The sequence below is a fragment of the Streptomyces sp. NPDC048337 genome (genome assembly GCF_043201175.1).
Lineage (GTDB): Bacteria > Actinomycetota > Actinomycetes > Streptomycetales > Streptomycetaceae > Streptomyces.
Window position 1 is genome coordinate 117,435 of the sequence record NZ_JBICYR010000009.1, and the last position, 15,254, is coordinate 132,688.

Annotated in this window: 12 protein-coding genes; 1 reads left to right on the forward strand and 11 read right to left on the reverse strand. The window is 71.7% G+C overall.

From position 1 onward, the window contains the following. Positions 1-17 precede the first annotated feature (17 nt). From ftsZ to rsmH, 11 genes are all read right to left on the reverse strand, one after another. Entirely contained in the window at positions 18-1,223 is a 1,206-nt protein-coding gene (gene ftsZ / locus ACGFYU_RS17405) for a cell division protein FtsZ (RefSeq protein WP_393828144.1), read from the reverse strand. Between the two features lie 286 nt (positions 1,224-1,509). Continuing rightward, positions 1,510-2,319: a cell division protein FtsQ/DivIB gene (locus ACGFYU_RS17410; RefSeq protein WP_393828145.1), complete on the reverse strand. Its 810-nt coding sequence runs from the start codon at positions 2,317-2,319 to the stop codon at positions 1,510-1,512. 15 nt (positions 2,320-2,334) lie between these two features. Further along, the gene (gene murG, locus ACGFYU_RS17415; RefSeq protein WP_393828146.1) at positions 2,335-3,429 is read right to left on the reverse strand and encodes an undecaprenyldiphospho-muramoylpentapeptide beta-N-acetylglucosaminyltransferase; all 1,095 of its coding nucleotides are present in this window, start codon (positions 3,427-3,429) and stop codon (positions 2,335-2,337) included. A 6-nt stretch (positions 3,430-3,435) separates the two neighbouring features. Continuing rightward, positions 3,436-4,797 (reverse strand): putative lipid II flippase FtsW, encoded by a 1,362-nt coding sequence (gene ftsW / locus ACGFYU_RS17420; protein ID WP_393828147.1) that lies wholly within the window; start codon positions 4,795-4,797, stop codon positions 3,436-3,438. A 68-nt stretch (positions 4,798-4,865) separates the two neighbouring features. After that, on the reverse strand, positions 4,866-6,455 hold the full coding sequence (gene murD / locus ACGFYU_RS17425) for a UDP-N-acetylmuramoyl-L-alanine--D-glutamate ligase (RefSeq protein ID WP_393828148.1): 1,590 nt from the start codon (positions 6,453-6,455) through the stop codon (positions 4,866-4,868). After that, a complete protein-coding gene (gene mraY / locus ACGFYU_RS17430; protein ID WP_393828149.1) occupies positions 6,437-7,507 on the reverse strand; it encodes a phospho-N-acetylmuramoyl-pentapeptide-transferase in 1,071 nt (356 codons plus the stop codon). Before mraY ends, murD begins: the two co-directional genes overlap by 19 nt. After that, entirely contained in the window at positions 7,504-8,928 is a 1,425-nt protein-coding gene (murF, locus tag ACGFYU_RS17435; protein ID WP_393828150.1) for a UDP-N-acetylmuramoyl-tripeptide--D-alanyl-D-alanine ligase, read from the reverse strand. The genes mraY and murF overlap by 4 nt, the downstream gene beginning before the upstream one ends. Further along, positions 8,925-10,640, reverse strand: a complete 1,716-nt coding sequence (locus tag ACGFYU_RS17440) for a UDP-N-acetylmuramoyl-L-alanyl-D-glutamate--2,6-diaminopimelate ligase (RefSeq protein WP_393828151.1) — start codon at positions 10,638-10,640, stop codon at positions 8,925-8,927. Before ACGFYU_RS17440 ends, murF begins: the two co-directional genes overlap by 4 nt. Before the next feature lie 36 nt (positions 10,641-10,676). Further along, positions 10,677-12,668: a peptidoglycan D,D-transpeptidase FtsI family protein gene (locus ACGFYU_RS17445; RefSeq protein ID WP_393828152.1), complete on the reverse strand. Its 1,992-nt coding sequence runs from the start codon at positions 12,666-12,668 to the stop codon at positions 10,677-10,679. 213 nt (positions 12,669-12,881) lie between these two features. After that, positions 12,882-13,415, reverse strand: coding sequence for a hypothetical protein (locus tag ACGFYU_RS17450; protein ID WP_393828153.1), 534 nt, complete (start codon positions 13,413-13,415; stop codon positions 12,882-12,884). Further along, positions 13,412-14,371, reverse strand: coding sequence for a 16S rRNA (cytosine(1402)-N(4))-methyltransferase RsmH (gene rsmH, locus ACGFYU_RS17455; protein ID WP_393828154.1), 960 nt, complete (start codon positions 14,369-14,371; stop codon positions 13,412-13,414). Before rsmH ends, ACGFYU_RS17450 begins: the two co-directional genes overlap by 4 nt. Positions 14,372-14,691: 320 nt before the next feature. On the opposite strand from rsmH, the gene ACGFYU_RS17460 reads away from it, so the two are divergent. Next, complete coding sequence (locus tag ACGFYU_RS17460; RefSeq protein ID WP_393828155.1) at positions 14,692-15,243, forward strand: beta-class carbonic anhydrase; 552 nt, start codon at positions 14,692-14,694, stop codon at positions 15,241-15,243. Positions 15,244-15,254 lie beyond the last annotated feature (11 nt).

A 15,254-nucleotide genomic window follows, 5' to 3' on the forward strand; every position in this document is an offset into this window, starting at 1 on the left:
GTGGTGCTGCTCCGGTGTCACTTCAAGAAGTCCGGGACGTCCAGTTCCTCGGCCGGGCTGTCCTGGTACGGACGGGCCGTCGGGACCTGCGGCGCGGGGGCCTGGGCCTCGGCCGGGGCCGGCTCGACGGGGGCCGGGGGCTCCTCGCGCGGGGTGACCGTGCCGAGTCCGCCGAAGGCCGGGCGGACCGGCTCGGGCGCGCGGACCGGCGCCGGGGCCGGCTCGTCGCGCTTCGTGGACGCGGCGCCGATGACGTTGTCCCGGCGGGCCGGGGGCTGTCCGCCGTCGAACCCGGCCGCGATGACGGTCACCCGCACCTCGTCGCCGAGCGCGTCGTCGATGACGGCGCCGAAGATGATGTTCGCCTCGGGGTGCGCGGCCTCGCTCACCAGCTGCGCGGCCTCGTTGATCTCGAAGAGACCGAGGTCCGAGCCGCCGGAGATGGAGAGCAGCACGCCGCGGGCGCCGTCGATGGACGCCTCCAGCAGCGGCGAGGAGATCGCCATCTCGGCGGCGGCCACCGCGCGGTCGTCGCCGCGGGCCGAGCCGATGCCCATCAGGGCCGAGCCGGCCTCGGACATCACGGACTTGACGTCGGCGAAGTCGAGGTTGATCAGACCGGGGGTGGTGATGAGGTCGGTGATGCCCTGGACGCCGGAGAGCAGGACCTGGTCGGCCGACTTGAAGGCGTCGAGCACCGAGACCTGGCGGTCCGAGATGGACAGCAGGCGGTCGTTGGGGATGACGATGAGGGTGTCGACCTCTTCCCGGAGCTCGGCGATGCCGTCCTCCGCCTGGTTCGCGCGGCGCCGGCCCTCGAAGGTGAACGGCCGGGTGACCACGCCGATCGTCAGGGCGCCCAGCGAGCGCGCGATGTTGGCGACGACGGGTGCGCCGCCGGTGCCGGTGCCGCCGCCCTCGCCGGCGGTGACGAAGACCATGTCGGCCCCCTTGAGGACCTCCTCGATCTCCTCGCGGTGGTCCTCTGCCGCCTTGCGACCGACGGCCGGATTGGCGCCGGCGCCGAGGCCCCGGGTGAGTTCACGGCCGACGTCGAGCTTGACGTCGGCGTCGCTCATCAACAGCGCCTGGGCGTCCGTGTTGATGGCGATGAACTCGACGCCCTTGAGACCGACCTCGATCATTCGGTTGATGGCATTGACACCACCGCCGCCGACACCGATGACCTTGATGACTGCGAGGTAGTTCTGCGGTGCTGCCACGTCGAAGGCCTCTCGCCTCGAGTTACGTGTCGCCGCCTCGCGGGCCTGCGTTGCGACGACTGATGCCGAAATGGGGACGGTCCGAACGCGCCGACCCGAACCCTCACCCTGAAGTTTAGGGTTAGGGGTGTGTCTTGTTGCTGGATCCCATGGACTTCCGAACAGGACACTAAGTCGACAAGTAGCGCGTGTTCAACGAACACGCCGAACCTCCCGTTTTTCTTTTCACCCTATGTGATCACCCGTATCGCTGGCCAACCAGGGTGCGCCGCTGTTCGACCGGACGTCAACTCCCGGACACCGCAGGGGCGGTGGGGACGCTCACGTCGAAGTGTCCGGCCTTCGGCGCGGCTTTCAGCAGAGCGGTCAGCGCACGCCCCTTCGCGTCGCTCTGTTCGCCGCTCCCCCACACCACCGTCCGGCCCCGCGTGAGCTCCAGGACGACCGAATCGTACGAACCCACCTTGACCTGCACGGTCTCCTTGGCGACCGGCTCCGGGAGGGAGCCGGCGATGAGAACGGCCTCGTGCAGCAGCCGTTCCTCGTCGAAGCGGCGGGCGCTCGGGGAGTGTCCCGCGTTCAATTCGAGGACCGGAACGCCTTCGGGTGCTTTCGCGACAGTGTCGAATCGCACACCCGATGCGTCCACTTCGACGAAGTTGGCGTCCTTTTTGATGAGGAGGACCGGTTTGCGTTCCGTCACTTTCAGCCCGATCCCGTGCGGCCAGGCCCGTACGACATCGACCGAATCGATGCGCGGCAGCCGGCCGCGGACGCGCTCCTCGATCTCGTCGGTGTCGACGCTGACGAGGGGTGCGCCGACGGGAACGGCCGCCGCGGCCAGCACCTGCTCGGGGGTGAGCACTTCGGTGCCGGTCGCGGCGACCTTCTCGACGCGGAGCCAGGAGGAGCCGTAGAGCGCCCAGGTGCCGCCCCCGGCGAGGAGCGCCGCGGCGGCCAGGGAGGCCAGCAGGCGGACCCGGCGCGACTTTCCGGACGGCTTCGGGGGCTTGGGCGGCTTGGGCGAGCCGGGGCCCTTGCGGGCAGACCGGTCGGAACCCTGGCTCCCGCGCTGTGCGGTCGTCGCTCCGGCCACTCCTTGCCTCCTGCGCTAGCGGTTCCTGTGGGCTGCGATCGCCTCGTACACCATGCCGACCAGCAGCTCGTCGGCGTCGCGGCGGCCGAACTCACCGGCCGCACGGGACATCTCGTACAGACGGTGCGGGTCGGACAGCACCGGGAGGACCTGGCTCAGCACCCACTCGGGCGTCAGTTCCGCGTCGTCCACGAGCAGGCCGCCGCCGGCCTTGACCACCGGCTGGGCGTTGAGCCGCTGTTCGCCGTTGCCGATCGGCAGCGGGACGTAAGCGGCGGGGAGCCCGACGGCGGACAGTTCGGCGACGGTCATCGCGCCCGCGCGGCACAGCATCATGTCGGCGGCGGCGTACGCGAGATCCATCCGGTCCACGTACGGTACCGGCACATACGGCGGCATCCCGGGCATGTTGTCGACACGCGGCAGTTCGTTCTTCGGCCCGACGGCGTGCAGGATCTGGATCCCGGAGCGCTGGAGGGTCGGGGCGATCGCCTGGATCGTCTCGTTGAGGCGGCGGGCGCCCTGCGAGCCGCCGGAGACCAGCAGCGTCGGCAGGTTGGGGTCCAGGCCGAACGCGGCGCGCGCCTCGGGGCGTACGGCGGCCCGGTCGAGGGTGGAGATGGAGCGCCGCAGCGGGATGCCCACGTAGCGGGCGCCGCGCAGCTTGCTGTCGGGCGTGGAGACCGCGACGGCGTGCGCGTACCGGGAGCCGATCTTGTTGGCCAGACCCGGCCGGGCGTTGGCCTCGTGGACGATGATCGGCACGCCGAGCCGCTTGGCCGCGAGGTAGCCGGGCAGGGCCACGTAGCCGCCGAAGCCGACGACGCAGTCGGCCTTGGTGCGGGTGAGGATCTCCTCGGCCGCCTTGATGGTGCCGCGCAGCCGCCCGGGGACGGTGATCAGCTCCGGGGTGGGCTTGCGGGGCAGCGGAACGGCGGGGATCAGCCCCAGTTCGTAGCCGCGTTCCGGCACGAGGCGGGTTTCGAGTCCGCGCTCGGTGCCGAGGGCGGTGATGCCCACTGAAGGGTCCTGCCTGCGCAGGGCGTCCGCGAGGGCGAGCGCCGGCTCGATGTGGCCGGCGGTCCCCCCACCGGCGAGTACGACATGCACCGAAATTCACCGCTCTCCGGACGGACGCCTCTTGACGCGCCGTCTCATCGACTTCCATCTCACCCCGGTCCGCCTCCAGCCGGTCTTCGGCTGTCGCATCGCGAGGGCCGCGCGCGCCGCCGGCTCCTCCCGCGCGAAGGCGATGAGCAGTCCGACCGCGAACAGGGTCGGCAGCAGGGCCGACCCTCCGTAGGAGAACAGCGGGAGCGGGACCCCGGCGATCGGCAGCAGGCCGAGCACCGCACCGATGTTGATCACGGCCTGGGCCGTGATCCAGGTGGTCACGCCTCCCGCGGCAAACCGTACGAAGGAGTCCTCCGTGCGTCCGGCCACGCGGATACCCGCATAGCCTAGAGCCGCGAACAGGGCGAGTACCGACAGCGTCCCCGCCAGACCCAATTCCTCCCCGGTGATGGCGAAGATGAAGTCGGTGTGGGCTTCGGGTAGTTGCCCCCATTTTTCCACGCTGGCACCCAAACCGGAACCGAACCATCCGCCGGATGCCAGGGCGTAGATCCCGTGGACGGCCTGCCAGCAAAGGTCGTTCTTGCCCGGATCCGTCGCACCGATGCACTCCAGCCGGTCCATCCGGTGCGGACTCGTCTTGATCAGCAGTGCGACGATCACACCGGCGAATGCCAGCACGCCGACGAACAGCCGCGTCGGGGCGCCCGCGAGCCAGAGCAGGCCGAACAGGACCGCACCGAGGATCATCGCGGTGCCCATGTCCCCGCCCAGCATGATCAGGCCGAGCAGCAGGAAGGCCACCGGGACCAGCGGCACCAGCAGGTGCTTCCACTGGCTGAGCAGCCCCTTGTCGCCCTTGCGCGCCAACAGGTCGGCGCCCCACAGGATCAGGGCCAGCTTGCCGAACTCACTGGGCTGCAACATGAACGGACCGCCAAGGGAGATCCAATTCTGATTGCCGTTGATCGAGACCCCTATCCCGGGGACCTGGACCAGGACCATCAGGAACAGCGTGCCGGCGAGCACCGGATACGACAGCGCCCGGTGCAGCTTGACCGGCATCCGGGAGGCGATCAGCATCAGCACGGTGCCGATCAGGGCCGCCAGGAACTGCTTCTTGAAGAAGTAGGCGTCGCCCAGGCCCAGCTGGAGGGCCTTGATCATGGAGGCCGAGTAGACCATCACGAGACCGAGCACGGTGATGAGCAGCGCGCTGCCGAAAATCAGGTAATACGCTGTGAGCGGGCGGTCCCAGGCCCTGCGCAACTGCCGCTGCGTACGCCGCAGCCGGGCCAGCGGCCCGCGCGCGGCGGGCCGCCCGATACTCACCGCGGGGCGTTTGCGGCCCTGCGCCTTGACGGCGGACGGCCGCCGCCCCGGCAGCATCTGCTTGGCCGGCATCTGTGATCTTCCCCTCCACTCGTACGAGGCGAGCAGCCGGCCGGAGAGACCCGTTCCAGGAGCCCCGTCTAGGCGCTCTCGGCGGCCAGTTCGCGCACCGCGTCGGCGAACGCGTCCCCACGCTCGTTGTAGTTCGCGAACATGTCCATCGAGGCACAGGCAGGCGCCAGCAGGACCGTGTCGCCGCGCTCGGCGAGCCGGGCCGCTTCCCGGACCGCTGCGAGCATCGCCCCAGTGTCGGTCCGGTCGAGGTCGACGACCGGGACCTCCGGGGCGTGTCGCGCCAGCGCCTCGGCGATCAGCGCCCGGTCGGCGCCGATCAGCACCACGGCGCGCAGCCGTTTCGCGGACTTCTGTACGAGCTCGTCGAAGGTCGCGCCCTTGGCGAGACCGCCGGCGATCCAGACGACGGGCTCGAAGGCCGCCAGGGAGGCCTCCGCCGCGTGCGTGTTGGTGGCCTTGGAGTCGTCGACGTACGTGACCCCGTCGACCTCGTCCACGTGCGCGACCCGGTGGGCGTCCGGGCGGAAGTCGCGCAGTCCGTCGCGTACCGCGCGCGGCTCCACGCCGAAGGCGCGGGCCAGGGCCGCCGCGGCGAGCGCGTTGGCGATGTTGTGCGGGGCCGGCGGGTTGACGTCCTCGACCTGCGCGAGCTCCTGGGCGTTCTTCTGCCGGTTCTCCACGAAGGCCCGGTCGACGAGGATGCCGTCGACGACGCCGAGCATGGAGGGGCCGGGGGCGCCGAGGGTGAAGCCGATCGCCCGGCAGCCCTCTTCGACGTCGGCGTTCTCGACCAGCTTCTCGGTGGCCGGGTCGGCGACGTTGTAGACGCAGGCCACGCGGTTGCCCTCGTAGATCCGGCCCTTGTCGGCGGCGTACGCCTCCATGGAGCCGTGCCAGTCGAGGTGGTCGGGGGCCAGGTTGAGCACGGCCGCCGAGTGGGCGCGCAGCGAGGGCGCCCAGTGCAGCTGGTAGCTGGAGAGCTCGACCGCGAGTACGTCGTACTGCTGCTCGCCGAGGACCACGTCGATGATGGGCGTGCCGATGTTGCCGACCGCGGCGGTCCGCAGACCCGCGGCCTTCAGGATCGACGCCAGCATCTGCGTGGTGGTGGTCTTGCCGTTCGTACCGGTGATCGCCAGCCACTCGGCTGCGCCGCGTACGGGCACCTCGGCGGAGTCGGCGGGCTCGGCGGCGGAAGCGCCCGCCGGGCCGGCTTCCGCGGCCGCTCGGGCGGCCCGGAGCTCGGCGCCTGCCCCCCGCAGCCGCCAGGCGATCTCGACGTCGCCGACGACGTCCACACCCGCCTTGGCGGCGGCCAGGAAGAGGGGGCTGTCCGGCTGCCAGCCGGGGGAGGTCACGACCAGTTCGGTGCCCTCGGGGAGCACCTCCCCGGCCCGGGTGCCGTCGGGCAGGTGGCCGAGGCGGGCCTCGATGCCGAGCTCCGCGAGCTCCGCGGCGCGGGCCCGGTGCGCGTCGCCGTCGCCGTTGTCGACGACGGTGACCGTCGCGCCGAGCCGGGCCAGGGCGCGTGCGGCGCTCACGCCGCTGACGCCCAGCCCGGCCACGGTGATCCGACGCGGCAGGCCGAACCGGCCCAGGGCGTCTGGGCCGAGTACGCCGGCCAGGTCGGTGGTGCTCACTTGTCGGCTGCCCATCCCGCGTAGAAGAGACCGAGACCCACGATCACGCACATGCCCTGGATGATCCAGAAGCGGACCACGACAAGGACCTCGGACCACCCCTTGAGTTCGAAGTGGTGCTGGAGCGGGGCCATCCGGAAGACTCGCTTGCCGGTCAGCTTGAAGGAGCCGACCTGGATGACGACCGACATCGTGATGAGCACGAAGAGGCCGCCGAGGAGGGCCATCAGGAACTCCGTGCGGGAGCAGATGGCGAGGCCCGCGAGCGCGCCGCCGAGGGCGAGCGAGCCGGTGTCACCCATGAAGATCTTGGCGGGCGAGGTGTTCCACCACAGGAAGCCGAAGCAGGCGCCCATCAGGGCGGAGGCGACCACCGCGAGGTCGAGCGGATCGCGCACCTCGAAGCAGGCGTTCGGGTTCGTCAGGGTCTGCGCGTTGATGCAGGACTCCTGGAACTGCCAGACGCCGATGAAGGTGTAGGCGCCGAAGACCATCACGGCGGCGCCGGTGGCCAGGCCGTCCAGACCGTCGGTCAGGTTCACGCCGTTGGACATGGCCAGGATCATGAACAGCGCCCAGACCACGAACAGCACCGGACCGATCGCCCAGCCGAAGTCCGTGACGAACGACAGCTTGGTGGAGGCCGGGGTGAGCCCGCGCGCGTCCTTGAACTGGAGCGCGAGCACCGCGAAGGCGATGCCGACGATCAGCTGGCCGGCCATCTTGGCCTTGGCCCGCAGACCGAGCGAGCGCCGCTTGACGATCTTGATGTAGTCGTCGAGGTAGCCGACCAGGCCCATGCCCGCCATCAGGAACAGCACCAGCAGGCCCGAGAAGGTCGGCTCGCTGCCGGTGATGACCTTCGTCAGGGCGTACGCGATGAGCGTGGCCAGGATGAAGGAGATACCGCCCATGGTGGGCGTGCCCTTCTTCCCGGCGTGGCCGCGCGGGCCGTCGTCGCGGATGAACTGGCCGTAGCCCTTGCGGGCCAGCAGCTTGATCAGCAGCGGGGTGCCGATGATGGTGAGGAACATGCCGATGACACCGGCGAACAGGATCTGCCTCATCGGTCGGCGACCTCGCCCTCGCGCTCCAGCAGAGCGAGCGCGACCCGCTCCAGGCCGATCGACCTGGAAGCCTTCACCAGCACGACGTCACCCGGGCGCAGTTCACTGCGCAACAGGTCGACCGCCGCCTGCGCGTCGGACACGAGCACCGACTCCTCACCCCACGAACCCTCGTTATATGCGCCCAGTTGCAGCCAGGACGCTTCCCTGCCCCCGACTGCGACGAGCCTGCTCACGTTGAGCCGGACGGCAAGCCGCCCCACCGCGTCGTGCTCGGCCAGCGATGCGTCACCGAGTTCGGCCATGGGACCGAGCACTGCCCACGTGCGCCCCCCGTTGGCCCTGGCGGCGCCGCCCATCGCGGCAAGCGCGCGCAGGGCGGCCCGCATGGACTCGGGGTTCGCGTTGTAGGCGTCGTTGACGATCGTGACGCCGTCCGCCCGCTCGGTGACCTCCATCCGCCACCGGGACAGGGTGCCCGCCCCGGAGAGCGCGGTGGCGATCTCCGGGGCGGACATGCCCAGTACATGGGCGACGGCGGCCGCGGCGAGCGCGTTCGACACGTGGTGCTCACCGTACAGCCGCAAGGTCACATCACTGCACCCGGTCGGTGTGTGGAGTGTGAAGGCGGGCTGTCCCCCGGGGGTCATCCGTACCTCGGTGGCGCGGATGTCGGCGTCCTCGGCCTCACCGAAGAGGACCGTACGGGCCTTCGTGCGGGCGGACATGGCGCGCACCAGCAGGTCGTCGGCGTTGAGGACGGCGATCCCGCCCTCGGCCTCGGAGGGCAGCGCCTCGACCAGCTCCCCCTTGGCCTGGGCGATCTGCTCGCGGCCGCCGAACTCGCCGATGTGGGCGGTGCCGACGTTGAGGACGAGCCCGATGCGCGGCGGGGTCAGGCCGGTGAGGTAGGCGATGTGGCCGATCCCGCGGGCCCCCATCTCCAGTACCAGGTGCCGGGTTTCCGCGGTGGCCTTGAGCGCGGTGAGCGGCAGGCCGATCTCGTTGTTGAGGGAGCCCGGCGTCCACACGGTGGGCGCGTGGGCCTGGAGCACCTGCGCGATCAGGTCCTTGGTGGAGGTCTTGCCGGCCGAGCCGGTCAGGGCCACCACGTCGGTGCCGAGCCGCTCGACGACGGCCCGGGCGAGGGCGCCGAGCGCCTTCTCTACGTCGGGGACGACGATGGCGGGTACGCCGACCGGCCGGGCGGCGAGAACGGCGGCGGCTCCGGCCTCGATCGCGCGCCCGGCGTAGTCGTGGCCGTCGACGTGTTCGCCGTCGAAGGCGGCGAACAGGCTGCCGGCCTCCACCTGGCGGGAGTCGATGACGACGGGCCCGCTGATGCGCACGGACGGATCCGGTATGTCGTGGGGCCGCCCGCCGGTGATGTCGGCGATCTCGGCGAGGGAAAGGGCGATCACTGGTTCACCTCGGCCTGCTTGAGCGCGTTGTTCTTCAGTGCGTCGTTCTTCAGTGCGTTGTCGATGGCCGCGCGGAGCACCTCGCGGTCGTCGAAGGGCCGTACGACACCCGCGGTGTCCTGGCCCTGCTCGTGGCCCTTGCCCGCCACCAGCACGGTGTCGCCGGGCCCGGCGTGCGCGACGGCTGCGGCGATGGCCGCGGCCCGGTCGGCGTCGACGAGGACGGTGCCGCGCTCGGCGGGCGGTACGGACACGGCGCCCTCGAACATCGCCGCGAGGATCGCGAGGGGGTCCTCCGAGCGCGGGTTGTCGGAGGTCAGCACGGCCACGTCGGCGTAGCGGGCGGCGGCGGCGCCCATCGGGCCCCGCTTGGTCGTGTCGCGGTCGCCGCCACAGCCGAGCACGATGTGCAGCCTGCCGGTGGTGACCTCGCGCAGCGCGCGCAGCACCGACTCGACGGCGTCCGTCTTGTGCGCGTAGTCGACGACGGCCAGGTACGGCTGGCCCGCGTCCACCCGCTCCAGCCGGCCGGGGACCCCGGGGACCGCGGCGACGCCGTCGGCGGCGGTCTGCGGGTCGAGGCCGGCGGCGGCGAGGGTGACGATCGCGGCGACGGTGTTGGCGACGTTGAACGGGCCGGGCAGCGGCGCGGTGGCCCGTACGCGCTGTCCATCGGGGCCGAGCAGGGTCAGGGTGGAGCTCGCCGGTCCGAAGACCACGTCCTCGGCGCGCCAGTCGGCGGCCGGGTCGCCCGCGGCGGAGAAGGTGACGACCGGGATCGTCGCCTCCTTGGCGAGGCGGCGGCCGTACTCGTCGTCGAGGTTGACCACGCCCAGGCGGGCCCGGCGGGGGGTGAAGAGCCCCGCCTTCGCCTGGAAGTAGTCCTCCATGTCGGAGTGGAACTCCATGTGCTCCGGGCTCAGGTTGTTGAAGACCGCGACGTCGAAGACGCAGCCGTCGACCCGGCCGAGCCGCAGGGCGTGGCTGGAGACCTCCATGGCGACGGCCTCGACCCCGCGTTCGCGCATGACCGCGAAGAGGGCCTGGAGGTCGGTGGCCTCGGGGGTGGTCCGCTCGGACTTGATGCGCTCGTCGCCGATGCGCATCTCGACGGTGCCGACGAGTCCGGTGCTGCGGCCCGCCGCGCGCAGGCCGCCTTCGACGAGGTACGCCGTGGTGGTCTTGCCGGAGGTTCCGGTGATGCCGATCTGCAGCAGGTCCTCGCCGGGCCGGCCGTAGATCGCGGCGGCGAGCTCGCCCATCCGGCCCCGCGGGTCCTCGACGACGAGGACGGGCAGGCCGGTCGCGGCGGCGCGCTGCGACCCCGCGGGGTCGGTCAGCACGGCCGCGGCGCCGAGGCCGGCCGCCTGGGCGGCGAAGTCGGCGCCGTGCGTCCTGGCTCCCGCGAGGGCCGCGTACAGGTCGCCGGGGCGCACGGCACGGGAGTCGTGCGTGATGCCGGTGATCTGAACGGCGCCGGACTCGGGCAGACCCAGCAGGTCGGCCAGCTCGCCCAGCGGGGTCGGGCGGGCGGACACGGGCCGGGGCGCTCCCGGCGGCGCTGCCGGGGCGTCTTTCTGGGTGGTTCTGGGCTGATCAGCGTGGGGCACGGCGGTGAGCGTACCGGGCGCGGCGGGCCGGTCGCGAAGTGAGGGCCCGGCCTCGGCGCCGGCGGCCGACTGGTTCCCGGGTTTCGGGGTGATCGTTGTCACTGATGGTGCCTCACGCTTTTCGGGCCGGGCGGTGGGTCACTGACCGGGCTGCGGACTGGGCTGCGGGGCGGGCTGCGGACCGGCTTCGAAGGTGACCGGGAGCCCCGCGGGGGCCGTGCCGGTCGGGGCGACCTGGAGGGTCTTCAGCGCGAACTCCATGACCTTCTTGTAGATCGGGCCGCAGATCTGGCCGCCGAAGTAGCTGCCCTTCGTCGGGTTCTGGATCGCGCAGTAGACGGTGATGCGCGGGTTGTCCGCGGGCGCGAACCCGGCGAAGGAGGCGGTGTACCCCTTGTAGCGGCCGGTGGCCGGATCCACCCGGTTGGACGTGCCGGTCTTGCCGCCGACCCGGTAGCCGGGGATCTTCGCCTTCGTGCCGGTGCCCTCCTGGTCGTCGACGACGGATTCGAGCATCTCGGAGAGGGTCTTGGCGGTCTCCTGGCTGATCACGCGGGTCTGCTCGGGCGCCGGGGCCGGGGTGAAGCGGCCGTCGGGGCCCTTGGTGCCGCGCACCAGGGTCGGGGTGATCCGCACTCCGCCGTTGGCGATGGTGGAGTACACGGAGGCCGCCTGCATGGCGTTGAGGGACAGGCCCTGGCCGAAAGGGATCGTGTACTGCTGGGAGGTGGACCAGTCCTCGGGCTTGGCGAGGATGCCGCGGGACTCGCCCGGGTAGTTCAGCCCGCTGGGCCGCCCGATGCCGAATTTGTCCAGGTACGAGTACAGGACCTTGTTGGCCTCGGGCTGGGTGCGCCCGAGCTGGCCGGTGGCCAGGATGGTGCCGATGTTGGAGGACTTGGCGAGGACCCCGTTGAGGGTCAGGTACCAGGTCGGGTGGTCGATGTCGTCCTTGAAGAGCCGGTCGCCGCGGTGCAGCCGGTTGGGGACCTCGACGTGGGTATCGGGGGTGGCCTTCTTCTCCTCCAGTACGGCGGCCATCGACATCACCTTGGCGGTGGAGCCGGGCTCGTACACGTCCTGGAGCGCGGCGTTGCCCATGGCGGCGGAGCGGGCGCGGGTCAGGTCGTTCGGGTCGAAGCCGGGGGCGTTGGCCATGGCCAGGACCTCGCCGGTGCGGGTGTCCTGGACGATGACGTAGCCGCGGTCCGCCTCGGACTTCTGGACCTGCTCGGTGATGGCGCTCTGCGCCGCCCACTGGATGTCGCGGTCGATGGTCAGCTCGATGTCCTCGCCGGGCACGGCGGGCTTCTCGCTGGAACCGGCGGTGGGGACGCGGCGGCCGCCCGACTGGGCGTAGGTGACCTCGCCGTCCTTGCCGGACAGCTTCTTGTCGAGGGAGGACTCCAGGCCGCCGGCGCCCTTGCCCTCGGCGTTGACGTAGCCCAGTATCCCGGCGGCGAGGTCGCCGCCGGGGTACACGCGCTTGCTGCTGTCCTCCTTGAACACGCCGGCCAGGACGTTGGCGCCGGGGCCGTTGCTCCTCTTGTCGGCCTCCGCCTTGTCCGCGAAGACCTTCTTGAGGTCCTTGATCTGGTTCCAGACCTGGGGGGTCTGGCGGTGGGCGAGGACGACGTAGCGGCTGTTCTTGGCGCTCAGCTTCTGGGTGAGCTCCTTGGCGTCCTTGCCGAGGATGGGCGCGAGGAGGGCGGCGGCCTGTTCGGGGGCGTCCGGGGCCTTGCTGTCCTGCGGGGTGAACATCTTCGGGTCGGCGGTGATGTCGTACGCGTCGACGCTGGTGGCGAGGGCCACGCCCTTGCGGTCGGTGATCTCCCCGCGCTCGGCGGCCAGCCTGACGCTGGTGTAGCGGTTCTTGGAGGCCTCTGCGGAGAAGGCGGAGGCGTCGACGGCCTGTACCTGGAGCAGGCGGACGACGAAGGCGACCATGACGAGCGTGAGCCCGACGCTGACGAGACGCAGGCGGGGCTTGGGGCTGCCGAGCCGGATCGTGTGCGGGCGCCTCGTCGCGGCGGGCCGCCGGGTCGCGGGCCGCGAGGCCGCCCGGGCCCGGTCCCTGTCCCCCGGCCTGCCCGGCCCCGGCACCCGCCGCCGCGGCTCCTGCGGCCTCACAGCGCCACCGCCCGGTGCCCTGCGCACCGCCGCACCGTCCAGCCCGCCGAGCGGGCACGTCCAGCCCCGCCGGCGTTCGAGGCGCGGGGGTCCGGGGGCGGAGCCCCCGCCGGGTCCGGGGCGGAGCCCCGGGAGGGGGGCTGGGGGCGGAGCCCCCGGTCTCGGGAAGGGGCGGGGTGGGGGAAGAGCCCCGTAGGGATCCGCGTCACGACGTCACCTTCCAGAAGGCTGGTTGGGCTGCGGGGTCGGGCCGGCTGCCGCCGCTGACTGCGACGGCGTAGCCGTGGGTGAAGGGGACTGCGCGCCGGGCGACGGCGGCGGGGACGGCGGAGCCGGCGGTTCGGCCGGGGACGCGGTGCCGGTGATCTTTCCGTCCGGGCCGATGAAGACCGGGCTCCCGCCAGGGACCAGGCCCAGCTCCTGCGCCCGCCGCTGCAGCGCGTCCGGCGCCGAGTACCCGTCCACGTCCCGCTGGAGCGCCTGCTCCTCGTCCGTGAGCGCGGTGGTCTCCCGCTTCAGCTTGGTCAGCTGGAAGGACCCCTCGTTCAGTGCCGAGTTCAGCAGCAGCAGGCTGATCAGGCCCCCGCCGAGCAGCGCCACGACCAGCAGGACGAACGGCATCCGCGCGGCCTGCCCACCCGGCCTCCCCGGGCGGGGCGGCCCGCCGAGCGCGCGGCCGACCCGGGCCGCCCGGCCGCGCGTCAGCGTGGCGAACCTGCCGGCCCGGCCGCCGCCCCCGGCCGTCACAGCCGCGCCTCCCGGATGCGTTCGACGCCGCGGAACCTGGCCGGGGCGGCCCGCCGGTTCTCGGCGATCTCCTCCTCGGTGGGCAGCTCCGCGCCGCGCGTGAGCAGCTTCAGCTTCGGCTGGTACTTCTCCGGGACGACCGGCAGCCCCGGCGGGGCCGTCGAGGTCGCACCCGCCGCGAAGACCTGCTTGACGAGCCGGTCCTCCAGCGAGTGGTACGAGAGCACCGCGATCCGGCCGCCGACCGCGATCCGGTCCACCGCCGCCGGAATGGCCTTCTCCAGCCCCGACAGCTCGCCGTTGACCTCGATCCGCAGGGCCTGGAAGGTCCGCTTCGCCGGGTTGCCGCCGGTCCGCTTCGCGGCCTGCGGCAGCGCGTCGCGGATCAGCTCCACCAGCCGGGCGCTGTTGGTGAAGGGCTCCTTCTCCCGCTCCCGGACGATCGCGGACACGATCCGCTTGGCCTGCTTCTCCTCGCCGTACTGGCGCAGGATCCGTACGAGCTCGCCCGGCGCGTAGGTGTTGAGCACCTCGGCGGCGCTGATGCCCGTCGTCTGGTCCATGCGCATGTCCAGCGGCGCGTCCTGCGCGTACGCGAACCCGCGGTCGGCCTCGTCGAGCTGCATGGAGGAGACGCCCAGGTCGAAGAGGATGCCCTGGACGGTCGGGATGCGCAGGCCGTCGAGGACCTCGGCCAGGTCGGCGTAGATCGCGTGGACGAGGGTGGCCCGGTCGCCGAAGGGCGCGAGCCGCTCACCGGAGAGGCGCAGGGCCTCCTTGTCGCGGTCGAGGCCGATCAGGTGGACCTCGGGGAACCGGGTCAGCAGGGCCTCGCTGTGGCCGCCGAGGCCGAGGGTGCAGTCGACGACGACGGCCCCGGGCCTCTCCAGCGCCGGGGCCAACAGGTCCAGGCACCGCTGGAGCATTACCGGGACATGTCGGGACTCGCTAGTCAAAGCGCCCTCTCAGATAACGGCGCGACCGGCGTACGTACGCGCCGCGCACGCGGAGTCTTCGGGGCCGGGCGGCCGGTCAGGGCCGGGCTCCGGCCGGTTCGCGCCACTTTAGTGCAACGGTCGCCGCGGTCAACGAACCGCCTCGCGCGCCGTGCGCGTCGCTGTCCGCACCCCCGGCATCCAACCCGCAAATGCCGCGAATCACCCTGTTGGCCGCCTCCCCCTCACTCCTGTGGGTTAGCTCACAACAAGGCTTGTTGACCTTCTTTGTCCACCCTCACTCAGTGCTTGCACGCGCTGTGACCCGTACCGTCGTAACCATGACGACTTCCGCATCCCTGCCTACAGACTCCGCACCCGAGGCATCGGGCGGCGATTCCGTCACCGACCGTCTGGTCGCGGCCAACCGCCGCTACGCGGCCGAGTTCGCCGATCCGGGCATGGACGCGCGCCCGGTCCTGCACGTGGCCGTCGTGGCCTGCATGGACGCCCGCCTCGACCTGCACAAGGCCCTCGGCCTCGAACTCGGCGACTGTCACACGATCCGCAACGCGGGCGGCGTGGTCACCGACGACACCATCCGCTCCCTCACCATCAGCCAGCGGGCCCTCGGCACCCGCTCGGTCATACTCATCCACCACACCGGCTGCGGTCTCGAAAGCCTGACCGAGGACTTCCGCCACGAGCTGGAGGACGAGGTCGGCCAGCGCCCCGCCTGGGCCGTCGAGGCCTTCCGCGACGTCGACCAGGACGTCCGCCAGTCCATGCAGCGGGTCCGGACCAACCCCTTCCTGCTGCACAAGGACGATGTGCGAGGCTTCGTCTTCGACGTGCACACCGGTCTCCTGCGGGAGATCGATCCCAGCTCTTGAGTGACACAGGG

Excerpts from the sequence above, each read along its gene's own strand:
- ftsW (WP_393828147.1), bottom strand. The coding sequence starts at position 4,797 with ATGCCGGCCAAGCAGATGCTGCCGGGGCGGCGGCCGTCCGCCGTCAAG.
- murD (WP_393828148.1), bottom strand. The coding sequence starts at position 6,455 with ATGGGCAGCCGACAAGTGAGCACCACCGACCTGGCCGGCGTACTCGGC.
- mraY (WP_393828149.1), bottom strand. The coding sequence starts at position 7,507 with ATGAGGCAGATCCTGTTCGCCGGTGTCATCGGCATGTTCCTCACCATC.
- ACGFYU_RS17460 (WP_393828155.1), top strand. The coding sequence starts at position 14,692 with ATGACGACTTCCGCATCCCTGCCTACAGACTCCGCACCCGAGGCATCG.